Origin of the sequence: Streptomyces sp. NBC_00986 (assembly GCF_045162565.1) — a bacterium.
In the GTDB taxonomy this organism is placed as follows: Bacteria; Actinomycetota; Actinomycetes; order Streptomycetales; family Streptomycetaceae; genus Streptomyces.
In genome coordinates, this window is sequence record NZ_CP108733.1 from 1,963,111 (window position 1) to 1,982,558 (window position 19,448).

Consider the following 19,448-nt stretch of genomic DNA (forward strand, 5'->3'; position numbering starts at 1 on the left):
CACAGTGCGGCCGGTCCCCGTGCGCGAGCGGCCGGGGCGGGCGCGGTTGTGGGGTCATCGGACGTGTGTCGCTTCCGGCCCCCGGGAGCGGAACCCCGATGAGCGGAGACTTTCATGCCGAGCGAACAGACCGGCTCCGACCGGGAGATCGCCGCGTTCGTGCAACGCTGGTACGACCTGCTGAGCGAGCATGCGCCGGTGGAGGAGCTGCTGCCCTTCGTCGCCGACCAGGGCCTGGTGATGGCCTTCCCGGAGCGGACCCTGTACAGCCACGCGGACTTCCTCGACTGGTACACGGCCGTCGGCGAGGCCTACACCGACCAGAGCCACACCGTGGAGGCGGTCGCCTCCCACGAGGACGGCACCCGTATCGATGTCGACGTCACGGTGGTGTGGACCGCCAAGTCGTCGGCGGACGGCACCGTTTCGTCCTTCCGGATCAACCAGAAGTGGCAGTTGGAACGTTCCACGCCGGGTGCCCGTCCGCTGATCGTCGACTACCGGGTCGGCGAGCCGGCCGCCATCTGATTCCCGTCACCTTTTGGAGGCTGACATGCCGTCGAAGTCGGTGCCCTCAGGGGCCGATTACATCGTGGTGGGCGCCGGCTCGGCCGGCTGCGCGGTCGCGGCCCGGCTGAGCGAGGACCCGTCCGTGAGCGTGGTCCTGCTGGAGGCGGGCGGCTGGGACGAGCGCCCCGAGATCCACCGGGCCGACGCGGCCTCGGTCCTCTCGCTGCTCACCGCCGAGTGGCGGAGCGCGATCGACTGGGGCTACGTCACCGAGTCCGAGGCGGGCATGGAGGGCCGCCGAGTCCCCGTGGCCCGTGGCAAGGTCGTCGGCGGCTGCAGTTCCGTCAACGCCCTGATGTGGGTGCGCGGCAGCCGCCACGACTACACCCGCTGGGTCGCCGAGGGCGCCACCGGCTGGTCGTACGACGAGGTCCTGCCGTTCTTCCGGCAGGCCGAGGACTACTCGGGCGGCGCAGATGCGTACCACGGCGTGGGCGGTCCCGTCCGGGTCCGGCAGCTCGACCGGCCCGCGCCGATCGCGCGGGCGTTCGTGGCGGGCGCCGGTGAACTCGGCTACGCCACGGACACCGACGGGGACTACAACGGGGCCCGGCAGGAGGGCTTCGGCTTCCTGTACCAGACGTTCCGCGACGACGCGGGCCACCGGTGCAGCACCGCCGACGCCTATCTGCGCCCGGCCCTGGAACGGTCCAACCTGACCGTACTCACCGACACCCTGGTCACCCGGCTGCTGCTGGACGGGACACGGGTCACGGGTGTGGAGTACGTCCAGGACGGCATCCGGCGCCAGTTGCGCGCCGAGGGTGAAGTCATCGTGTCCGCCGGGGCGTTCGAGACGCCGAAGCTGCTCATGCTGTCCGGCATCGGTCCGGCCGCGCATCTGCGGGAGCACGGCATCCGCTGCGTCCAGGATCTGCCGGGCGTCGGCGCGGGACTGCAGGACCACCTGTTCGTGCCGATCTGCTACCAGTCGCTGCAGGAGCACCCGGACGGGGCACTGCTGTCCGAGGCGGGGCTGTTCACCCACACCCGCGAGGCGGGCCCGGAGGACGCCCCCGACCTGCAGTTCACGTTCGGCCCCATCAAGTTCCTGCCGACCGACGCTCCCGCCGACCAGTGGGAGGGGCCGGGCTTCACCTTCGCGCCGATCGCGCTGCGGCCGCAGAGCCGGGGCCGAATACGGCTGCGCGACAGCAGCCCGGAGTCCAACGCGGTCGTCAGCGCCGGCTACCTCACCTCCACGGCCGACGTCGACGTCCTGGTCCACGGGGTGCGGCTGGCCCGCGAGTTGGCCGCCACCCGGGCCTTCGACCCGTTCCGTGGCGACGAGTTGGGCCCCGGCAAGGACATCACCGGCCCCGAGGAGCTGCGCGGGTACGTCGCCGCGAACGCGACCACCCTGTGGCACCCGGCCGGCACCTGCCGGATGGGCACGGGCGCGGACGCCGTCACGGACCCGGAGCTGCGGGTGCACGGCATCGCGGGGCTGCGGATCGCGGACGCGTCGGTGATGCCGTCGATCACCGCGGGCAACACGCACGCGCCCAGCGTCATGATCGGCGAGCGTGCGGCGGCGTTCGTCCGCGAGGCCGCCGCCCCCTCCCGGTCCGCCTCTTCGGAGTCCGTGCCGCCTCTCTCCCAACCGTCCCTGTCCGACGTCCACTTGAGCTAGGGGATGCAGCATGTCCAACCTCGACCAGACCCAGCAGGACAACCTGGCGCTGTACCGGCGCTTCCTCGACGCGTTCAACTCCGGCGACCTCGCGGAGATCCCCCGGGTCATCGCCGCGGGATTCACCGACCACCACCCCGGCTTCGACATCACCGGCATCGACTCCTACCTGGAGGCGCTGCGGGGGGCGTACAACTCCCTTGATCTGAAGGGTGAGTTGGACGAGCTGTCGGCGCTCGGCGAGGACCGGGTGCTGACCCGGGTCAAGCTGACCGGCACGCATCTCGCGCCGCTGCTCGGCCTCCCGGCCACGGGCCGCAAGGTGGAGTGGTCCACCACCGAGATCTGGCGGGTCGAGGGCGGCCTGTTCGTGGAGCGCTGGGCGCAGGACGACATGCTCGGCCTGCGCGAGCAGATCTCCTCGGACGCCCTGAACCTGGCCGTCGTCCAGCAGGTCAGCGACGCCGTCAACCAGCGCCGCCTGGACGACCTCGACGACCTGTTCGGCCCGACGTTCCACGACAACAACCCGGCGTGGAGCTGCGAGAGCCTGGAGGAGCTGAAGGGGATCATCCAGGGCGCGTACGACGGGCTCGACTTCTCCGTGGGCCTCGACGCGCTGTACCCGGCCTCGCCCGACAAGGTGATCATGCACATCACGTTCCACGGCAAGCACATCGCGCCGTTCTTCGGCCAGGAGCCGACCGGCAAGGAGGTCTCCTGGACCAGCCTCGAGGTCTACCGCCTGGAGGACGGCAAGGTCGTCGAGCGCTGGGTGCAGGCCGACACCGCCGGTCTGATGCGCCAGGTCGGCGTCCCGCTCCCCTGAACCATCCCGTACCCCGGAACAGCCACAGAAAGGACGGGCGCATGGACACCCGAGAAGTGGTCGACACGTACTACCGGCTGGCCAACTCCGGCGAGTGGGACGCCTGGTGCGACCTGTTCGCGGCCGACCAGACCATGGACGAGCAGCTGGCCGGACATGTCGAGGGCCGCGAGACCCTCCGGGAGATGATGAAGGACTTCCCGGAGATGTACGCCTCCTTCGCCAACGTCCCCCGGCACGTGGTCGTGAACGGCGAACAGGCCGCGGTGGTCTCCGACATCACCGGCCGCACCCATGACGGCATCACCGTCGAGGCCAAGGTGTGCAACTACTTCCGCGTCACCGGCGGCCTCATCACCTACTTCGCGAACTTCCACGACAGCGTGCCGTTCGCCGCGGTCACCGGGAAGTGACGGCGATGACGACCGCTGCCCCGGCCGGCCTGCGCTGGTCGCACGTCGGCCTCAACTGCCGTGACCAGAAGGCCACGGAGGACTTCTACACCCGGCACTTCGGGTTCGCCCGGGCCCGGGTGGTGGAGGCCGACGGGGTCCGCGTGGTGTTCCTGCGCAACGGCCCCGTCTATCTGGAGCTGTTCGGGACCGACGCGGACGCCCTGTTCACCACGGCGAAGGACGGCCCGGACAACCCCGGCACGGCACGCCATCTCGCGTTCCAGGTCGACGACGTGGACGCGTTCCTCGCCGCCGCCGGGAGCGAACTGGAGCCGCTGCTCGGCCCGTTGACCTTCGACGCGTTCATCCCCGGCTGGAAGACGGTGTGGGTGTCCGACCCGGACGGCATCGTGATCGAGGTCAGCCAGGGATACACCGATCAGTCCACCGACCAACTGGCCACGTACGCCTGACAGGAGAGTCCCCCACCATGAGGCCCGTCCCCGACCAGACCATCCTCCTCACCGGCGCCACCGACGGCATGGGCCGTGAGCTGGCCCGTGAACTCGCCGCGCAGGGGGCGTCGTTGATCCTGCACGGCCGCAACGCGGCCAAGGGCCAGGATCTGCTGGCCGAACTGCGCGCGTCCACCGGCAACGACAGGCTCAGCTACGAGCTGGCCGACTTCTCCTCGCTGGAGGACATCCGCAAGCTCGCCGACCGGATCCTCTCCACGCACGACCGGCTCGACGCCCTGGTGAACAACGCCGGCATCGGCGTCGAGCTGGCCCGCCAGGAGAGCCAGGACGGCCTGGAACTCACCTTCCAGGTCGACTACTTGGCGGCCTACATGCTCAGCTGCCGACTCGCGCCACTGCTGGTGCGCTCGGCCCCGGCCCGCATCATCAACGTCAGTTCCGCGGGCCAGGCGCCGATCAATTTCCGTGACGTGATGCTGGAGCGGAACTGGGACGGGGTGCAGGCCTACTGCCAGGCCAAGCTCGCCCAGATCAGCCTGACCTTCGACCTGGCCGAGCGGCTGCGCGGCACCGGAGTGACGGCCAACGCCCTGCACCCGGCGTCGTACATGCCGACGAAGATGGTGCTGAACCTGTTCACCCCGCAGAGCTCGGTCGAGGAGGGTGTGCACAGCACCCTGCGCATGATCACCGACCCGTCCCTCGACAACGTCACGGGCACCTACTTCAACCGCACCCAGCGGTCCCGCGCGGGCGCCCAGGCCTACGACGAGCGCGACCGGGCCCGGCTGCGCGCACTGAGCGAGTCGCTGACCGGGGTGAGCTTCCCGGCCGACCTGAGCGGCTGAGCGGCCGACCTGGGCTGAACGGCCGACCGCACCACCGAGCCCCCGCCTCGTGCACGCGAGGCGGGGGCTTCGTGGTGTGCGGGTGCTAGCTCGCGGCGACCGACAGCTTGTGGTGGAACACGTTGCCCGGGTCCCAAGTGGCCTTCACCTGCCGCAACTTGGCGAGGTTGCCCTTGAAGTACAGGGTCTGCCAGGGCACGCCGGAGGTGTTCCAGGCCGGGTCGGTGAGGTCGGTGTCGGGGTAGTTGATGTAGGAGCCGTCGTTGGTGTCGTTCGGCACCGGCACCCCGCCGGTGTCCGCGTACAGGTCGCGGTACAGGGCGCGCATCCAGGCCACGTGCCGGTCGTCCTGTGCCGCGTCCGGCCAGTACGTAGTGAAGTTGGCCTTGAGGACCGAGTCCCGCTGGGCCAGCGCGGTCGCCGTGGACGCCACGGTGTTGACCTTGCCGCCGTAGGAGTAGAGCAGGATGCCGGCGTGCCCGTCGTAGGCGGCGTCGGAGAGGTAGCCGTAGAGCGTCTTCGCCTGCGCGGCGGACCAACCCTGGCGCAGATAGGCGCCCTTGGACTTCGTGCGGTTGTAAAGCCCTGTGTCGTAAGGGTCCTTGAGGGTGGTCTTCAGCCAGGGCCAGGAGGAGCGGGCGTCGGTGTACGGCACTCCGATGCCGCCGGTGACCGCGGCGACGTAGGCGTCGAGGAGGGCCGAGGCGTCCGAACGGGTGCCGTCTATCTGGGTGTTGAGGACGAGGCTGCCCTGGATGCGGTTGTAGAGGATCAGGACGCTGTGGAGGCTGTCGTAGGAGGAGCCGGCGACGCTGTTGCGGGCGTGCCAGGCGCCGTGGTTCGCGATCAGCGCGGTGAAGGCGGCCTCCGTGAGGTCGCTCCACTTGATGGCGACCGTCGACTTCAGCAGGGTCTTCGGCGGTCTGGGCAGCAGGGTGGCGGGGTCGGTGCCGGTGGCGTCGGGGGCTCGGAACCAGTAGCGGGTGACGATGCCGAAGGTGCCTCCGCCGCCGCCCGTGTGGGCCCACCACAGGTCGCGGTGCGGGTCGTCGGCCTCGCGGGTGGCGACGACGGCACGAGCGGTGCCGGAGGCGTCGACCACGACGACCTCGACGGCGTAGAGATGGTCGACGACGGCGCCGTACTGGCGGCACATCGCGCCGTACCCGCCGCCGGTGACATGGCCGCCGACGCCGACGGTCGGGCAGGTCCCGCCGGGCAGGGACACGCCCCACTCCAGGTACAGGGTGCGGTAGACGTGGCCGAGGGTGGCGCCGCCCTCGACGAGGAAGGCGCGGCGGGCGGGGTCGTGGCGGACCGCGTCCATCTCGGACATGTCGACGAGTATCCGTACGTCCGGGTCGTCGACCAGCGAGTCGAGGCAGTGCCCGCCGCCGCGTACGCCGATGCGTTTGCCGGCGTCGACCGCCTCCTGGACGACGGACACCACCTGGGCGGTGGTGTGGACGAGGCGTATCGAGTCGGGGGCGGCGACGAATCTCGCGTTGTAGCCGCGGGACGTGAGGTCGAGATAGCGGGTGTCCGAGGCGCCGACGGTGACCGCGGCGGGAGTGGCGGTGTCCGTGACCGTGCGGTCGGCGGCGAGGGCGCGGGTGGGGACCACGGCCGCGGCGATCCCGGCGGCGGTGGCGGTGCCGAGGAGTCCGCGTCGGGTGAGGCCGGAGGCGGGGCGTGAGTCGGGTTGCTGTCGTGTCACTGCTGTCTCCTTCTCTCGTGAAAAAACTGCCGCCCAGGAGGCCAGGAGCCTTCTGGGCGGCAGGAGTTGAAGTGGACCGGCGTCAGACGACGTCGTGTCCGCTGACCGTGGTCTCCGGGATCTCGTCGCGGACGTCCCAGTGCTCGGCGATCAGGTCGTTCTCGAGCCGGAAGATCTCCACGACGGCCGAGCCCCGGTCCGTCGAGGTGGCGCGGAAGTGGGTGTGCACGAAGACCAGGTCCCCGGAGCCCGCCGCGCGCTTGATCTCGAACCGTGCCTCGGGGAGCTGCTTGCGGAAGCCCTCGATGAACTCGACCAGCGGCTTGCGTCCGTCGGGCAGGTTCGGGTTGTGCTGGATGAGGTCCGCGGCCAGGTACTTGTCGGCCAGGTCGGTCTGCCCCTGGTTCCAGACGGTCTCCAGGTAGTCGCGCACGAAGTGCACCTGGTGGCTGCTCATGAGTTCTCCTTGGCTAACTGATGTGTACGGGTGTGGCGGACTGCTCGGCGACCTCGGCCGCCGACGCCTGCCGGACGGACAGCAGATGGGCCAGCGCGGCGAGGACGAGGACGCCCAGGGCCGCGGCCGGGATGGGGCCCGCCCCCACGCCCGGCAGCAAGGAGCTGCCGATGAAGCTGCCGAGGCTCATCCCGAGGTAGAGCGCGGCGGCGTTCAGCGCGAGGATCAACCCCGGTTGCAGCGGCACCAGTTCGACCAGCCGGGCCTGCTGCGGGGCCTGGTAGAGCTGGCTGAAGAAGGCCCAGAACGCGAAGAACACGAGCCCGGCCGTGGAGTGCGGGGCGACCAGCAACAGGGCGAATCCCAGGGCGAGTCCGATGACCGCGAGGCCCACCGTCCGTTCGCCGCCCAGCCGTTCGGCGATCCTCGGCGCGGACGCGTTGCCCGCGACACCGATCACGCCGAAGGCCAGCAGGGTCACCGAGATCAGTCCGGACGACGCGTCGAAGCGGTCCTTGAGGTAGGCGCCCGCGATGCCGTAGACAGTGAACTGGGCGGCCATGAACAGCAGGGTCGTCGAGACCGTGGCCACGGTGGCGGGGGTGTGCAGCGCGCCGCGGTAGGCCTGCACGGTGGGCGGTTCGCCGGCCGGGATCTCGGGGACGAACACGAACACCGTCACGAAGGCGATCGCGGAGAGCGCGGCCACACCGAGCAGCGCCGGACGCCAGCCGAGACTGCCGCCCAGGAACGAGGCCAGCGGCACCCCGAGTACGGCGGCCGCCGTCATCCCGCCGAAGACGGTGGCCAGCGCCCGCTGCCGCCGCTCGGGCGGGACGATGAGCGCGCCGGCCGCCGAGGCGCCGGGTCCGAAGACGGCCGCGCCCATCGCGCCGAGGACCCTAGTGACCGTGAGGAAGCCGTAGTTGGGGGCTACGGCCCCGAGGGCGGCGCCGACGGTGAGTAGTCCGATGCCGACGAGGAGGACCCGCTTGCGGTCCCACCGGCGCAGCAGGATGGGGGCCGTGGGCGCGCAGACCGCGAAGGTCAGCGCGAAGACGGTGACGAGGATGCCCACCGAGGCGGGCTGGACGTGCAGATCGTCCCCGATCGGACCGTTCAGGCCGACGACCGCCAGCGAGATCGTCCCCAGGCTGAAGTAGCCGAGTGACAGCGACAGCAAGGCCGGTAAGGCGCTGTTGCGGGACGGCATCACGCCACCTCCTCTTCCGAACGGGAAAGGTGCATACGGTGACCGTAGGAGCGGCCCGCGGACCCTCGCGCGCGCCGCGAGACGGACCCCGGCACTGCCCGAGGTCCGTCCCCGCACTACGTCAGGTCGTGGCGAAGGACCGTGAACGCAGCACCAGCGGCACACTGCGGCCGGAGCTGATCAACCAGTGCTCCACGGCGTTGACCAGCAGGAGCAGCAGAGCGGTGAACGCCAGCACGGCGAGGGCCGGCACGAGCGGGGCCACGGCGGCGGCGGCCAGCAGCACGAGGCCGCAGTAGAAACGGGTCGCGGACGCGGCGCCGAACATCCGGCGGCGTGTGTAACAGAACGTGAGCAGGATCAGGGCGGCGCCGACCGGCAACAGCCCGGCGGCACCGGAGTGCGGGACCCGCAGCGGGTCGTGGACGGTCCGTACGGCGCCGACGGAGACCAGCAACAGCCCGGCGACCAGGACGAGATGGCCGTAGCTGAGGACGTCGCGGACGACGATCGCGGGGGTCGGGTGGGTGCGCAGGGCGTGGGCTACGGCCGAGGCGACGAGGTGGAAGTAGAGCCACCACAGGGCGCAGCCGATGAGGAAGGCGAGGACGAGCGCGGTCAGACTGACCGGGTCGAGCGGTCCTTTGGCGACTCCGGCGCCCACGGAGAAGATGTTCTCGCCGAGCGCGATGATGATGAACAGCCCGAACCTTTCCGGGAGATGGTTGACGCCGAAGGCCAGTCGCCGCAGATGACCGCTGAGCAGCACGGGCGCCGACAGCTCGGCGACCACGGCGACCGCCCAGCACACCTCGCGCCAGGGGGCGGGGAGCGTGGCGGCGCCGAACAGCACGAGGGCGAAGGCGAGTCCGGCACGGTAGGGGTGGATGGTGTAGAGGGCGCATTCCCTGCGGATGGCCTCGCCGATGAGCAGGCGCAGGGCGAGGTAACTGCCCGCGTACAGCAGGGCCTGTTCCCGGTCGTTCAGGGCCTGCGGTGCGGCAACTGCCATGCCGTAGACGGCGAGTGCGGTCAGCATCAGGAACACCCGCTGCAGGCTGGTCTCGTGCACGGCGTTCATCGCCATGACGACATCCACCCAGGCCCACCACAGCGGGACGAGCACGAGCAGACACTGTCCCAGCACGGGCCAGGTGGCGTGCCCGGCGAGCAGGTGCGCGACCTGGCCCACGCCGAACGCGAGGACCAGATCGAAGAAGAGCTCCGCCCAGGTGGCCCGGTCACGCACCTGAACGGCCCGGACGGTCGTTGTCGCGGTTGCGTCGGTCATCGTCGTATCGGGACACGGCGGGCCCCGGTAAACAGGGAATGCGCGAAGTAGCCACCCATTGCGGCAAGTTGGCCACCCGGCTGTCCGAACTTCAGCGCTCGGTGAGCGTCACCCGCACCGATCCGCCCGTCACGTCGACGAGCCGGGTCCATTCCGCCGTCAGAGTCAGCGTGCGGTTCGGCACGGCCGTCCCCAGCCACTCCTTGTGCAAGAGCCGCCCGTCCTGGACGACTTGCAGGACCGGCCGGTTCACCAGGGCCGATGTGCGCAGGACGTACGGATGGTCGTCGCCCGGGGCGACCCGGTTCGGGGCGATCCAGCGCAGGGGCGGCTCGACGAGCAGGGGCACCGTGGGGCGGGACCACTCGGCACAGGCGAGCGACTCCAGGACACCGGCGGCGACATGAGCACCGTCGCGAGTCGCGGTGGCCGCACTCTCCACGGGGTGCAGCACACTTCCGGCGGCGAAGACTCCGGGCCGGGAGGTGTGCAGGGCTCCGTCGACGGCGGGGCCCCGGGTGCCGGGGTCCAGGTCGAGGCGGCCCCGCCGGGCGAGTTCGTGATCGGGCACGAAGTCTCCGGTGAACACGACGGTGTCACAGGCGAGTTGGACGCTACGGCCGTCCCGGTGCCGGACGCGGACACCGGACAGCCGCCCGTGGCCGAGGAGTTCGGTGACGGTGGTGTCGGTGAGGAGGGGGATGCGGTGACGGAGGCGAGCGGTGTGGGTGCGGGTGGCTGTCGCCTGGGAGACGGGCAACTCGGTCACCATCGCGACGACTTCGGCCCCGGCAGCCCGCACAGTCTCGGCGGCGGCATAGGAGACGTCCTCGGCACCGACCACGACGACCCGGGTACCGATCCGCTGGCCGTAGAGATGCACCGCCTGCTGCAACTCGCCTGTCGTGTATACCCCGTTGGGTCGCGTCCCCGGCACCAGCCGGGCCGCGCGGGGCCGTTCGCGGGCACCGGTGGCGAGGACGACGGCGGACGCACGGACGATCTCCGGTCCCTGCGGACCGACGGTGTCGAGGGCGAGGGGTCCCGCCCAGTCGAGGGCCGTGACCCCGGTACGCACAACGGCACCGGCACGTTCGGCGGCGTCGAGGACGAGGCGGGCGTACGCGGGTCCGTTGAGCGGATGCGTCCAGGTACCGAAGCCGCCGTGGTGGCAGTGCCGGGGCACTCCCCCGGCGCACTGTTCCCGGTCCAGGACTTCGACCCGGGCGACACCGGCGGCGGCGAGGCGCGCGGCTGCGGCGAGTCCTGCGGGGCCGGCGCCGACGACGAGGACGTCGACCTCGCGTTCCTGGCGGGTCATGGCCGGGTGCCTTCGCGCGTCGGGTGGATCATGCCCCGGCTCCTTCGAACAACTCCCGTACCGCCGCCCCGCAATAGAACCCCTGACAACGCCCCGCCCGTGCCCGCGTACGCCGACGCAGTCCGTCGAGGTTGCGCGGCGGCACCGTACTCGCGAGCGCGTCCCGGATCTCGCCGCGCGAGACCCGCTCGCAGTGACAGACGAGGGTGCCGTACTCCGGGTCCGCGGCGACGAGTTGGGCGTTCTGGTGGGGGCGCGGGTGTGCGTCGCCGAGGTTCGGCATGCGGACCGGGTCCAAGTCCTTGGCCGGGCCGAGGTCGAGGCCCGTGTCGGCCAGCAGCGCGGTCACGTGCGCGGCGATGGCCATGGAAGCCGTCAGGCCGGTGGAGCGGATGCCGCCGACCGTGATGTACGCCTGCTCGGGGTGGGCGGTGATGCGGTAGTCGTCCTGTTCGGTGGCGGCGCGCAGACCGGCGTAGACGGCGGTGACCTCCTCGCCGAGCAGCGCGGGGAGGATCCGTGCGCCCTTCTCCCGCAGCAGGGCGAGTCCTTCGGCGGTCGAGCCGCTCGCGCGCTTGTCGTCCAGGTCCTCGGCGGTGGGGCCGAGGAGCAGGTTGCCGTAGACGGTCGGGGTGACCAGGACCCCTTTGCCGAGTGCCGTGGGGACGGGCAGGAGGATGTGGTGGACCAGGTCGCGGGCGAGCTTGTCGAAGACGATCAGTTGGCCCCGGCGCGGGGTGACCGTGAAGTCGTGGTGACCGAGGTGACGGTCGAGGGTGTCGGCGTGCAGTCCGGCCGCGTTGATGAGGTGCCGGGTGCGGAGGGTTCCTCGGGGGGTGGTGAGGAGGTGGGCTCCGTCTCGCCGACTGACTTCACTCACAGGGGAGTTGAGGTGCAGGTCGACCCCGTGCCGGACCGCTTGGGTCGCGTACGCCAGTGTCGTCGTCCACGGGCAGATGATGCTCTCGCCGGGCACGTGCAGGGCGCCGAGCGCGCCCGGGCCGAGGTGTGGCTCGCGTTCGTAGAGTTCGGGAGGGTCGATCAGGCGGGTGTCGCCGTATTCATTCCGTACGGCTTTCCCCGCCAAGTGCGGTAGCGCTGCCAGCTGTTCCTCGTCCCAGGCCACGAGCAGCGCGCCCACCGGTTCGACGGCGATGCCCGACTCGGCGGCGTACGCGGCGAGTCGGCGTGCCCCTTCGCGGACGAGCCGTGCTTCGAGGGAGCCCGGTACCGCGTCGAAGCCGGTGTGCAGGATGGCGGTGTTCGCTTTCGAGGTGCCCTGGCCGACGTCGTCCTGGGCCTCGACGAGGGCCACTCGCAGGCGCGGCCGGCGGGCGAGTTCGCGGGCGATGGCGCAGCCGACGACTCCCGCGCCGACCACCGCCACGTCGTAACTCCCCGACGGCAGCGGCCCGTTGGCCGTGACCGTCATGCAGGGGTCCGGTCGAGCAGTGCCGTGACTTCGGTGCGGAAGGCGGCGAGGCGTTCGGCCGCGTGGCCGGCGGTGATGCGCGGTTCGTAGACGGCGGCGGGTTTCCAGTCGGGCAGGGCGTCGGCGAGCGACAGCCCTGGCTCCGCGCCGAGTTGGGCCAGCGCGCCCACGCCGAGGGCGGTCGCGTCGGGCAGCGCGGAGACCTCGACGGGGCGTTGGAGGAGATCGGCCTGCGTCTGCATGAGCAGCGCCGAGCGGGTCAGGCCGCCGTCGACGCGCAGGACGTCCAGGGGTGTGCCGAGGTCGGTCGCGGCGGCTTCGGCGAGTTCGACGACCTGGGCGGCGAGGCCCTCGCACAGGGCGCGCACCAGGTGTCCGGAGGTGGTGTCGAGGCCGAGGCCGGTGAGGGAGCCGCGCAGGTCGCCGCGCCACCAGGGGGCGGCGAGCCCGGCGAGGGCCGGTACGAAGGTGACGCCGCCGCTGTCGGACACGGCTCCGCCCACCCGGTCCAGGTCTGCGGCGCCGCTGATGACGCCGAGGTCGGTGAGCCACCGTACGGCGGACGCGGCCGTGTAGACCTGACCGTCGAGGCAGTAGCTGGTCCGCCCGCCGAGCCGCCACGCCACGCAGCTCACCAGTCCCGAGTCGCCGCGCCGGGGTGTGTCGCCGGTGTGCGCGAGGAGGAACGCCCCTGTGCCGTAGGTGCACTTGGCGCCGCCGGGTGCGGTGATGCGCTGGGCGAGGAGGGCCGCCTGCTGGTCGACCACGAGCCCGGTGAGCGGGATCTCCGCGCCGAACGCCGTTGTCGTACCGATGAGTCCGGCGCAGTCGACGACACCCGGGAGGTGTTCTCCGGACAGGCCGTAGAGGTCGAGGGCGCGGGGTGACCAGGCGGCCCTGTCGAGGTCGAGGAGCTGGGTGCGGCCCGCGGTCGCCGCGTCGGTGACGTGGGTGCCGGTGAGGCGGTGGACGAGCCAGGAGTCGCTGGTGGTGACCATGCCGTCGCGGGTGACGTGGCGGCGGATCCAGGCCATCTTGGGTGCGGCGAAGTACGGGTCGAGCGGCAGGCCGGTCAGATGGCGCAACTCGTCGGCGTGCTCGGCGAGTTCGGCGCAGACGCTCTCCGCCCGCCGGTCCTGCCAGACGAGTGCGTCGGTGAGCGGCATGCCGGTGTCGGGGTCCCAGGCGAGGACGGTCTCGCCCTGGTTGGCGAGGCCCAGTGCGGTCACGGGTTCACCGGCCTCGGCGAGTGCGCGGCGGCCGGCGACGAGCACCGATTCGTAGAGTTCCTCGGGGTCGGCCTCGACCAGGCCGCCCGGCAGTCGGCGGGTCCCCACCGAGACGAACCCGGTGCCGATCACGCCGCGTTCGGGACAGATCACCAGGGCCTTCGTGCCGGATGTTCCCTGGTCGACGGCGAGTACCGGACCCGTCATACCACCCCTCCCGTAGATCACCGCACGACAGACTGCCGCCGGTCCGCACCGGACGTCAAGGGTTTCTGATCATCGATCAACTCGCAGATATATCCACCGAGTTGGGGACGATCGGGAAACGAGCGGTGATGCGGAACGGGCGCCTCTATAGTGACCGCGGACCGACGTGATCTCCTCGACCGCCGCCCGCAGGAGGGCTGTTGTTACTCCACCCTGCCGTCATGCCCGTCAACCGCTCTGCGGCGGGCGGCTGATGGCGAGAGACGGAGCACGTCCCGCCTACGATCCCGCCGGTCACGACACGGCTCTGCGCGCGGCGCTGCAGGATCTGCGGACCGGGCGCTGGATGGCGATGCGCGGTCTGCTCGCCGACACCACCCAGTGGTGGCAGTGGACGCAGCGCACCCAGGTCCTGGCGGCAGCGGCGGCCGGTACCGACGTGGTGCGGGCCTGGCTCGCGGAGGAGCCGGACAGTGTCCCGGCCGCGGTGATGCGGGCCCGGGTCGCGGTGGAGCGCGCGCTGCGTGCGCACCGCGAGAAGCACCGTCGTACGCACGAACTGTGGGTCGAGGCCTGGGACGCGAGCGAGAGCGCGACGCGGGTCGCGCCCCACGACCCGGTGCCGTGGGTGTGTCTGCTGGCGCTCGCGCAGATCGACCGGGACCAGCGCTGGGACGAGCACCGGGCCGAGCCGCCGGAGCCGATGCTGCCGACGGGGCCGTGGGGGCTGCTGGCCGAGGCCGACCGGCGCGACCCGTTCAACCGCGAGGCGCACCACCGGATGCTGCAGTTCCTGTACGCACGTGCGTCCTCGGGGCGGCCGACGGAGGCGGTCGGCTACGCGCACTGGGCGGCGGAGTCGGCGCCGCGGGGTTCCGCGCTGCACGTCCTGCCGCTGTATGTGCGGGTCGAGCGGTACCGGCGCGGCGGTGGGCAGGATGCCGCCCTCGATCTGCACTGGGTGGCGGAGGACGCCGGCCGTGAGGCGCGCCGGGCCCTGCACCTCTGGTTCGAGCACACGCACATGGCCGAGCGCTCGCTGCTGGACCTGAACCATCTCGCCCACGCGCTGTGGGGCGCGCTCCAATTCCCGGACGCGGCCCGGGTGTTCGACGCGCTCGGCCCGTACTACACGGCCGCGCCATGGGCCTACCGCACCCCGCTGCCGGGCGATCCGGCCCAGGCGGCGGAGGTGTTCGTGCAGGCCCGCGCGCGCTGCCGGGCGGCCCGCGATCCCGGTGGGCGCCCCTGAGATCCCCGCATCCCCTACCCCCGGAGGTTCCGTCTTGTCGACGCTCAATTCCGCTGATGATCCGCAGCACGACGAGGAACAGCGCCTGCGCGAACTCGGCTACCGGCCGGTGCTCGCCCGCCGCATGGGCGGTTTCGGCAACTTCGCGATCAGCTTCTCGGTGATCTCGGTCCTGTCCGGCTGCATGACCCTGTACGGCTTCGGCATGGGCGCGGGCGGCCCCGCCGTGATGCTGTGGGGCTGGGCGGGCGTAGGCCTGTTCGTGCTCTGCGTGGGGCTCGCGCTGGCCGAGGTCACCAGCGCGTATCCGACGTCCGGCGCCCTGTACTACATGGCCGACCGGCTCGGCGGCCGGCGCTGGGGCTGGTACACGGGCTGGCTGAATCTGCTCGGTCTGCTGGGCGCGATCGCCGGCATCGACTACGGCGCGGCCCTGTTCACCGGCGCCTTCGCGAGCATCCAGTGGGACTTCGAGCCGACGCCCGGCAGGACCATGCTGATCTTCCTGGGCATCCTGCTGCTGCACGCCTTACTCAACCTCTTCGGCGTCCGGCTGGTCAGCGTGCTCAACTCGATCAGCGTGTGGTGGCACCTGGCCGGCGTCGCGGTGATCGTCGGCGCGCTGGCGATCGTCCCGGACCACCACCAGTCGGCGTCCTTCGTGTTCACGAAGTTCGCGAACGACACCGGCTGGTCAAATCCCGTGTACGTGGCGGCAATTGGCCTGCTGTTGGCTCAATACACCTTCTCCGGCTACGACGCCTCCGCGCACCTGTCCGAGGAGACGTCGAACGCGTCGGTGTCGGCGGCACGCGGCATCGTCCGCTCCATCTGGGTCTCGTGGATAGCGGGTTTCGCCCTGCTCGCGGGCCTCACCTTCGCGATCCAGGACTACGCGGGCACCCGGAACAGCAGCACCGGGGTGCCGCCCGCGCAGATCCTCCTCGACGGCCTCGGCACGGACGGCGCGAGCGCCCTGCTCCTCGTCGTGATCGTCGCGCAGCTCTTCTGCGGCAACGCCGAGGTCGCCGCCGCCAGCCGCATGGTCTTCGCGTTCAGCCGGGACAAGGCCCTGCCCGGCTCGGCCCTGTGGCGCAAGGTCAGCAGCCGCACACAGACCCCGGTGGCCGCCGTATGGCTGGCGGTGGTGGCGGCCGGAGTGCTCGCCCTGCCGTCCCTCTACTCGACGACGGCGTACGGCGCGGTCACCGCGATCAACGTCATCGGGATCACCCCCGCGTACGCCATCCCCGTGTTCCTGCGTCTGCGCGCGGGGGACCGTTTTCAGCCGGGTCCGTGGAGCCTGGGCCGCTGGAGCAGACCGGTCGGCTGGGTCGCCGTGGTGTGGGTGGCCTGCGTGACCGTCCTGTTCTGTCTGCCGCAGTCCTCGCCGGTGACGGCCGACTCGATGAACTACGCGTCCATCGCCCTCGCCGTCGTCCTGATCCTGGCCAGTGTGTGGTGGTACGTCGCCCGCCGCTCCTACGGCACCCCGACCACGGCCGCCTACGGCTCGGACCGCGACCAGGCCGAACTGGCCGAGGGAATCGTCTGAAAGCCGTGCTCACAGCCCCGGGGGAGGTACGAACTCCCCGTCCGGATACGGCAGGATGAGCGGTCGCGCCGGTGCGGAGAACCGTTCCGGCCGGCGCGACCGCACTTCCGGCAATGCCCGCGATATCGAGCAGGTGGACTACGTGACGACTCTTCACATCCGGCCGTCGGTGGCACTCTTCGCCGCCGTTTCTCTCCCCGGAGGTGACCGGTGAACCGCACGCCGACCCTGGACGACTTCATGCTCGCCGGAATAGCGCTGGCCTCGGGCCTGTTGGCGGCGTTCCTGCTGCGGATACTGCTGCGCTGGCTCGGCAAGCACGCCGACCGCACCCGCTGGAGCGGTGACGACGTGATGGTCGACGCGCTGCGCAGCGTGCTGCCGTGGTCGGCGGTCATCGGCAGCGCGTCGGTCGCGGGCGCGGTGCTGCCGCTGACGCGCACGGTCCAGCACCAGGTCAACCAGACCCTCAAGGTGCTGATCATCCTGGCCGTGACGGTGTCGGCGGCCCGGGTGATAGCGGGACTGGTCCGGGCGGTCACCAACTCCCGCTCCGGGGTGGCCGGTTCGGCCACGATCTTCGTCAACATCACCCGGATACTGGTCCTTGCGATCGGCTTCCTGGTGATGCTGCAGACGCTGGGCATCTCGATAGCGCCCATGCTGACCGCCCTGGGCGTCGGCGGCCTCGCCGTTGCGCTCGCCCTTCAGGACACCCTCGCCAACCTGTTCGCGGGCATCCACATCCTCGCCTCGAAGACCGTGCAGCCCGGCGACTACATCAAGCTGAGCAGCGGCGAGGAGGGTTACGTCGAGGACATCAACTGGCGCCAGACGACGGTACGGGCGCTCTCCAACAACCTCGTCGTGATACCGAACGGCCAGCTCGCCAAGACGAACATGACCAACTTCATGCGTCCCGAGCAGGAGTTGACGATCCTGGTCCAGGTGGGCGTCGGCTACGACAGCGACCTGGAGCATGTCGAGGAGGTGACCATGGAGGTCATCGCCGAGGTCATGACCGACATCACCGGCGCGCTCCCGGAGCACGAACCTGCCATCCGCTTCCACACGTTCGGCGACTCCCGCATCGGCTTCACGGTGATTCTGGGGGTCGGCGAGTTCAGCGACCAGTTCCGCATCAAGCACGAGTTCATCAAGCGCCTGCACAAGCGCTACCGCGCCGAGGGCATCCGCATCCCGGCACCGACCCGTACGGTGGCACTCCAGCAGGGGGCGCTCCCGCAGGGGGTGGTCACACAGGGCGTGGCCGCCATACCGCAACAGCGCATCTCCGAGGACGAGCCGGGCGAAGTCCCCTCCACCCGGCTCGACTGACCTGACCGGTCAACTCCCTCAGAGCGTCGCGGAGTTGTCGCGGTAGTGCCCGCCGGTCCGGCTGTGCGGGACGGTGAGCGATGGGTTCACCGGCGTCACCGTCCAGTCCGGATGACCGGGCATGCGCGGGGTCGCCGTACCGTACAGCCAGTCCCGCAGGAAGCCGGACAGGTCCTGGCGGGAGACCTTCGAGGCGACGGCGATGTAGTCCTCGGTCGTCGCCGAGGAGTCGCGGTACCGGGCGAGGAAGGCGCGTTCGACGGCGTGGAAGGTGTCCTCGCCGATGAACTCCCGCAGGGCGTACAGGACAAGGACGCCGCCCAGGTAGCGCTGGTTGTCGAAGAGGTCGACCGCGTTCGGGGCGGCGACCGGGCCCGAGTCGTGGCGCCACTGGTCGCCGCGGGCGTAGGTGTCCTTCATGCGGGCTTCCATCGTGGTCAGGCCGAGGGAGTCGGGCCAGCCGCGCTCGTAGCGGTAGAGGAGTCCGTAGAAGTCGGCGTGGCCCTCGTTCAGCCACAGGTCGGCCCAGGTGGCGGGGCTGACGCTGTTGCCGAACCAGGAGTGGACCAGCTCGTGCATCATGTGCGAGCCGATCTTGCTCTCCTCCTGGAGCAGGAAGTTCGGCTTGTAGAGGGTGAGGGTCTGGGTCTCAAGTCCCGTGAAATCAAAGGCGTTCGGGGCGTCGGAGTTGCAGGGCAGCAGTCCGTACGTCTCGAACGGGTAGGCCCCCAGGCGCTGTTCGAGCCAGTCGACGAGGCCGGGGGTCAGCGCGAGCGCCGGTTCCAGGGCGGCGGCGCGGGCGGTCGGCACGACGTCCCGCAGCGCCAGCCCGTGCGGGCCCTGCCGGTGCTTGATCACGTAGTCGCCGACGGTGATCTGCACCAGCTCGGTCGCCATCGGCGAGCGCGAGCGGTAGCTGAACGCGGTCCGGTCGCCGTCCAGCCGCTCGGTGCACACCAGTTGACCGTTCGCGACCCCGCGCAGCCCGTCCGGGACGGTGATCCGGAACGTGAAGTCGGCCTTGTCGCTGGGGTGGTCGTTGCAGGGGAAGACGGTGTGCGCCAGGTTCGGCTGGCCGCACACCGCGAAACCGTCGGGGGTGACGACCCAGCCGCCGGTGGGCGCGGCGGCGCGGCCCGGGTCGACGGAGTACTCCACGCACACGGAGACCCGGGCCCTCGCCGGGAGCGTCCTGACGGGCGTGATCCGCAGCTTCTCGCCGGCCTGCTCGAAGTCGGCCCTACGGCCCTGGACGCGGACCGTGCGGATGTCGAGGCCGAGGGCGTCCAGGGAGTACCGGCTCAGGGCTTCGGTCGTGCGGAGTTCGATCGTGGCCGTGCCGTCGACAAGTTTGGTCGTCGGGTCGTAGGCGAGGTCGAGGTCGTAGGACAGGACGCGGTAGCCGTCGTTGCCGAGGGTCGGGAAGACCGGGTCGTCGAGGGTCTCGGCGCCCTCGGTGCCGTTTCCCCGTCCGGTTGTCTCGTCTCCCTTCCCCCGTCCGGCCGCGAAGGCCGGGGAACCCACGGTCAGCGCCGTGGCCGTACCGATCAGGGCGGCCGCGGGGGCCGTCACTCTGCTGCGATATCTCATGATCCGCTTTCGCTCGGGCGGCCGGGTGGTCAGCTCCGGCCGTCGGTCAGTAAAGGCGATCCACCCGTTACTGACTGCCGAACCGGTCGGTC

At 70.8% G+C, this 19,448-nt stretch carries 17 protein-coding genes; 9 read left to right on the forward strand and 8 right to left on the reverse strand.

Features of this window, described 5'->3' with window-relative positions; all coding sequences use genetic code 11:
- The first annotated feature begins 114 nt into the window (after nucleotides 1-114).
- From OG504_RS08640 to OG504_RS08665, 6 genes are read left to right on the forward strand one after another with little or no spacing between them, the layout of a single operon-like run.
- Complete coding sequence (locus OG504_RS08640; protein WP_405989220.1) at nucleotides 115-528, forward strand: hypothetical protein; 414 nt, start codon at nucleotides 115-117, stop codon at nucleotides 526-528.
- A 25-nt stretch (nucleotides 529-553) separates the two neighbouring features.
- Nucleotides 554-2,203: a GMC family oxidoreductase gene (locus OG504_RS08645; RefSeq protein ID WP_405989221.1), complete on the forward strand. Its 1,650-nt coding sequence runs from the start codon at nucleotides 554-556 to the stop codon at nucleotides 2,201-2,203.
- A gap of 10 nt (nucleotides 2,204-2,213) precedes the next feature.
- The gene (locus OG504_RS08650; RefSeq protein WP_405989222.1) at nucleotides 2,214-3,032 is read left to right on the forward strand and encodes an ester cyclase; all 819 of its coding nucleotides are present in this window, start codon (nucleotides 2,214-2,216) and stop codon (nucleotides 3,030-3,032) included.
- A gap of 41 nt (nucleotides 3,033-3,073) precedes the next feature.
- On the forward strand, nucleotides 3,074-3,445 hold the full coding sequence (locus OG504_RS08655) for a nuclear transport factor 2 family protein (RefSeq protein ID WP_405989223.1): 372 nt from the start codon (nucleotides 3,074-3,076) through the stop codon (nucleotides 3,443-3,445).
- A 5-nt stretch (nucleotides 3,446-3,450) separates the two neighbouring features.
- A complete protein-coding gene (locus OG504_RS08660) occupies nucleotides 3,451-3,900 on the forward strand; it encodes a VOC family protein (protein ID WP_405989224.1) in 450 nt (149 codons plus the stop codon).
- A 17-nt stretch (nucleotides 3,901-3,917) separates the two neighbouring features.
- Entirely contained in the window at nucleotides 3,918-4,754 is an 837-nt protein-coding gene (locus tag OG504_RS08665; protein WP_405989225.1) for an SDR family NAD(P)-dependent oxidoreductase, read from the forward strand.
- An 85-nt stretch (nucleotides 4,755-4,839) separates the two neighbouring features.
- Here the strand turns inward: OG504_RS08665 and OG504_RS08670 are convergent, their stop codons facing one another.
- From OG504_RS08670 to OG504_RS08700, 7 genes are all read right to left on the reverse strand, one after another.
- Nucleotides 4,840-6,471: an FAD-binding oxidoreductase gene (locus tag OG504_RS08670; RefSeq protein WP_405989226.1), complete on the reverse strand. Its 1,632-nt coding sequence runs from the start codon at nucleotides 6,469-6,471 to the stop codon at nucleotides 4,840-4,842.
- A gap of 82 nt (nucleotides 6,472-6,553) precedes the next feature.
- Nucleotides 6,554-6,928: an ester cyclase gene (locus OG504_RS08675; RefSeq protein WP_019060084.1), complete on the reverse strand. Its 375-nt coding sequence runs from the start codon at nucleotides 6,926-6,928 to the stop codon at nucleotides 6,554-6,556.
- A 13-nt stretch (nucleotides 6,929-6,941) separates the two neighbouring features.
- Nucleotides 6,942-8,141 (reverse strand): MFS transporter, encoded by a 1,200-nt coding sequence (locus OG504_RS08680; protein WP_405989227.1) that lies wholly within the window; start codon nucleotides 8,139-8,141, stop codon nucleotides 6,942-6,944.
- 121 nt (nucleotides 8,142-8,262) lie between these two features.
- Entirely contained in the window at nucleotides 8,263-9,432 is a 1,170-nt protein-coding gene (locus OG504_RS08685) for a low temperature requirement protein A (RefSeq protein WP_405989228.1), read from the reverse strand.
- 91 nt (nucleotides 9,433-9,523) lie between these two features.
- The gene (locus OG504_RS08690; protein WP_405989229.1) at nucleotides 9,524-10,753 is read right to left on the reverse strand and encodes an NAD(P)/FAD-dependent oxidoreductase; all 1,230 of its coding nucleotides are present in this window, start codon (nucleotides 10,751-10,753) and stop codon (nucleotides 9,524-9,526) included.
- Between the two features lie 28 nt (nucleotides 10,754-10,781).
- On the reverse strand, nucleotides 10,782-12,185 hold the full coding sequence (locus OG504_RS08695) for an FAD-dependent oxidoreductase (protein ID WP_405989230.1): 1,404 nt from the start codon (nucleotides 12,183-12,185) through the stop codon (nucleotides 10,782-10,784).
- Nucleotides 12,182-13,621, reverse strand: coding sequence for an FGGY family carbohydrate kinase (locus tag OG504_RS08700; protein ID WP_405989231.1), 1,440 nt, complete (start codon nucleotides 13,619-13,621; stop codon nucleotides 12,182-12,184). The genes OG504_RS08695 and OG504_RS08700 overlap by 4 nt, the downstream gene beginning before the upstream one ends.
- Nucleotides 13,622-13,874: 253 nt before the next feature.
- Between OG504_RS08700 and OG504_RS08705 the strand changes: the two genes are divergently transcribed.
- The 3 genes from OG504_RS08705 to OG504_RS08715 all read left to right on the forward strand — a co-directional run bounded on the left by OG504_RS08705 (nucleotide 13,875) and on the right by OG504_RS08715 (nucleotide 17,766).
- Nucleotides 13,875-14,873, forward strand: coding sequence for a hypothetical protein (locus OG504_RS08705; protein WP_405989232.1), 999 nt, complete (start codon nucleotides 13,875-13,877; stop codon nucleotides 14,871-14,873).
- A gap of 34 nt (nucleotides 14,874-14,907) precedes the next feature.
- Nucleotides 14,908-16,428 (forward strand): amino acid permease, encoded by a 1,521-nt coding sequence (locus OG504_RS08710; protein WP_405989233.1) that lies wholly within the window; start codon nucleotides 14,908-14,910, stop codon nucleotides 16,426-16,428.
- Nucleotides 16,429-16,638: 210 nt separating this feature from the next.
- Nucleotides 16,639-17,766, forward strand: a complete 1,128-nt coding sequence (locus OG504_RS08715) for a mechanosensitive ion channel family protein (RefSeq protein ID WP_405989234.1) — start codon at nucleotides 16,639-16,641, stop codon at nucleotides 17,764-17,766.
- Nucleotides 17,767-17,784: 18 nt separating this feature from the next.
- Here OG504_RS08715 and OG504_RS08720 read toward each other — a convergent pair whose 3' ends face one another.
- Entirely contained in the window at nucleotides 17,785-19,356 is a 1,572-nt protein-coding gene (locus OG504_RS08720) for a M1 family metallopeptidase (RefSeq protein ID WP_405989235.1), read from the reverse strand.
- Nucleotides 19,357-19,448: the final 92 nt, after the last annotated feature.

Excerpts from the sequence above, each read along its gene's own strand:
- OG504_RS08640 (WP_405989220.1), top strand. The coding sequence starts at position 115 with ATGCCGAGCGAACAGACCGGCTCCGACCGGGAGATCGCCGCGTTCGTG.
- OG504_RS08645 (WP_405989221.1), top strand. The coding sequence starts at position 554 with ATGCCGTCGAAGTCGGTGCCCTCAGGGGCCGATTACATCGTGGTGGGC.
- OG504_RS08650 (WP_405989222.1), top strand. The coding sequence starts at position 2,214 with ATGTCCAACCTCGACCAGACCCAGCAGGACAACCTGGCGCTGTACCGG.
- OG504_RS08655 (WP_405989223.1), top strand. The coding sequence starts at position 3,074 with ATGGACACCCGAGAAGTGGTCGACACGTACTACCGGCTGGCCAACTCC.
- OG504_RS08660 (WP_405989224.1), top strand. The coding sequence starts at position 3,451 with ATGACGACCGCTGCCCCGGCCGGCCTGCGCTGGTCGCACGTCGGCCTC.
- OG504_RS08665 (WP_405989225.1), top strand. The coding sequence starts at position 3,918 with ATGAGGCCCGTCCCCGACCAGACCATCCTCCTCACCGGCGCCACCGAC.
- OG504_RS08675 (WP_019060084.1), bottom strand. The coding sequence starts at position 6,928 with ATGAGCAGCCACCAGGTGCACTTCGTGCGCGACTACCTGGAGACCGTC.
- OG504_RS08680 (WP_405989227.1), bottom strand. The coding sequence starts at position 8,141 with ATGCCGTCCCGCAACAGCGCCTTACCGGCCTTGCTGTCGCTGTCACTC.
- OG504_RS08685 (WP_405989228.1), bottom strand. The coding sequence starts at position 9,432 with ATGACCGACGCAACCGCGACAACGACCGTCCGGGCCGTTCAGGTGCGT.
- OG504_RS08690 (WP_405989229.1), bottom strand. The coding sequence starts at position 10,753 with ATGACCCGCCAGGAACGCGAGGTCGACGTCCTCGTCGTCGGCGCCGGC.
- OG504_RS08695 (WP_405989230.1), bottom strand. The coding sequence starts at position 12,185 with ATGACGGTCACGGCCAACGGGCCGCTGCCGTCGGGGAGTTACGACGTG.
- OG504_RS08700 (WP_405989231.1), bottom strand. The coding sequence starts at position 13,621 with ATGACGGGTCCGGTACTCGCCGTCGACCAGGGAACATCCGGCACGAAG.
- OG504_RS08705 (WP_405989232.1), top strand. The coding sequence starts at position 13,875 with ATGGCGAGAGACGGAGCACGTCCCGCCTACGATCCCGCCGGTCACGAC.
- OG504_RS08720 (WP_405989235.1), bottom strand. The coding sequence starts at position 19,356 with ATGAGATATCGCAGCAGAGTGACGGCCCCCGCGGCCGCCCTGATCGGT.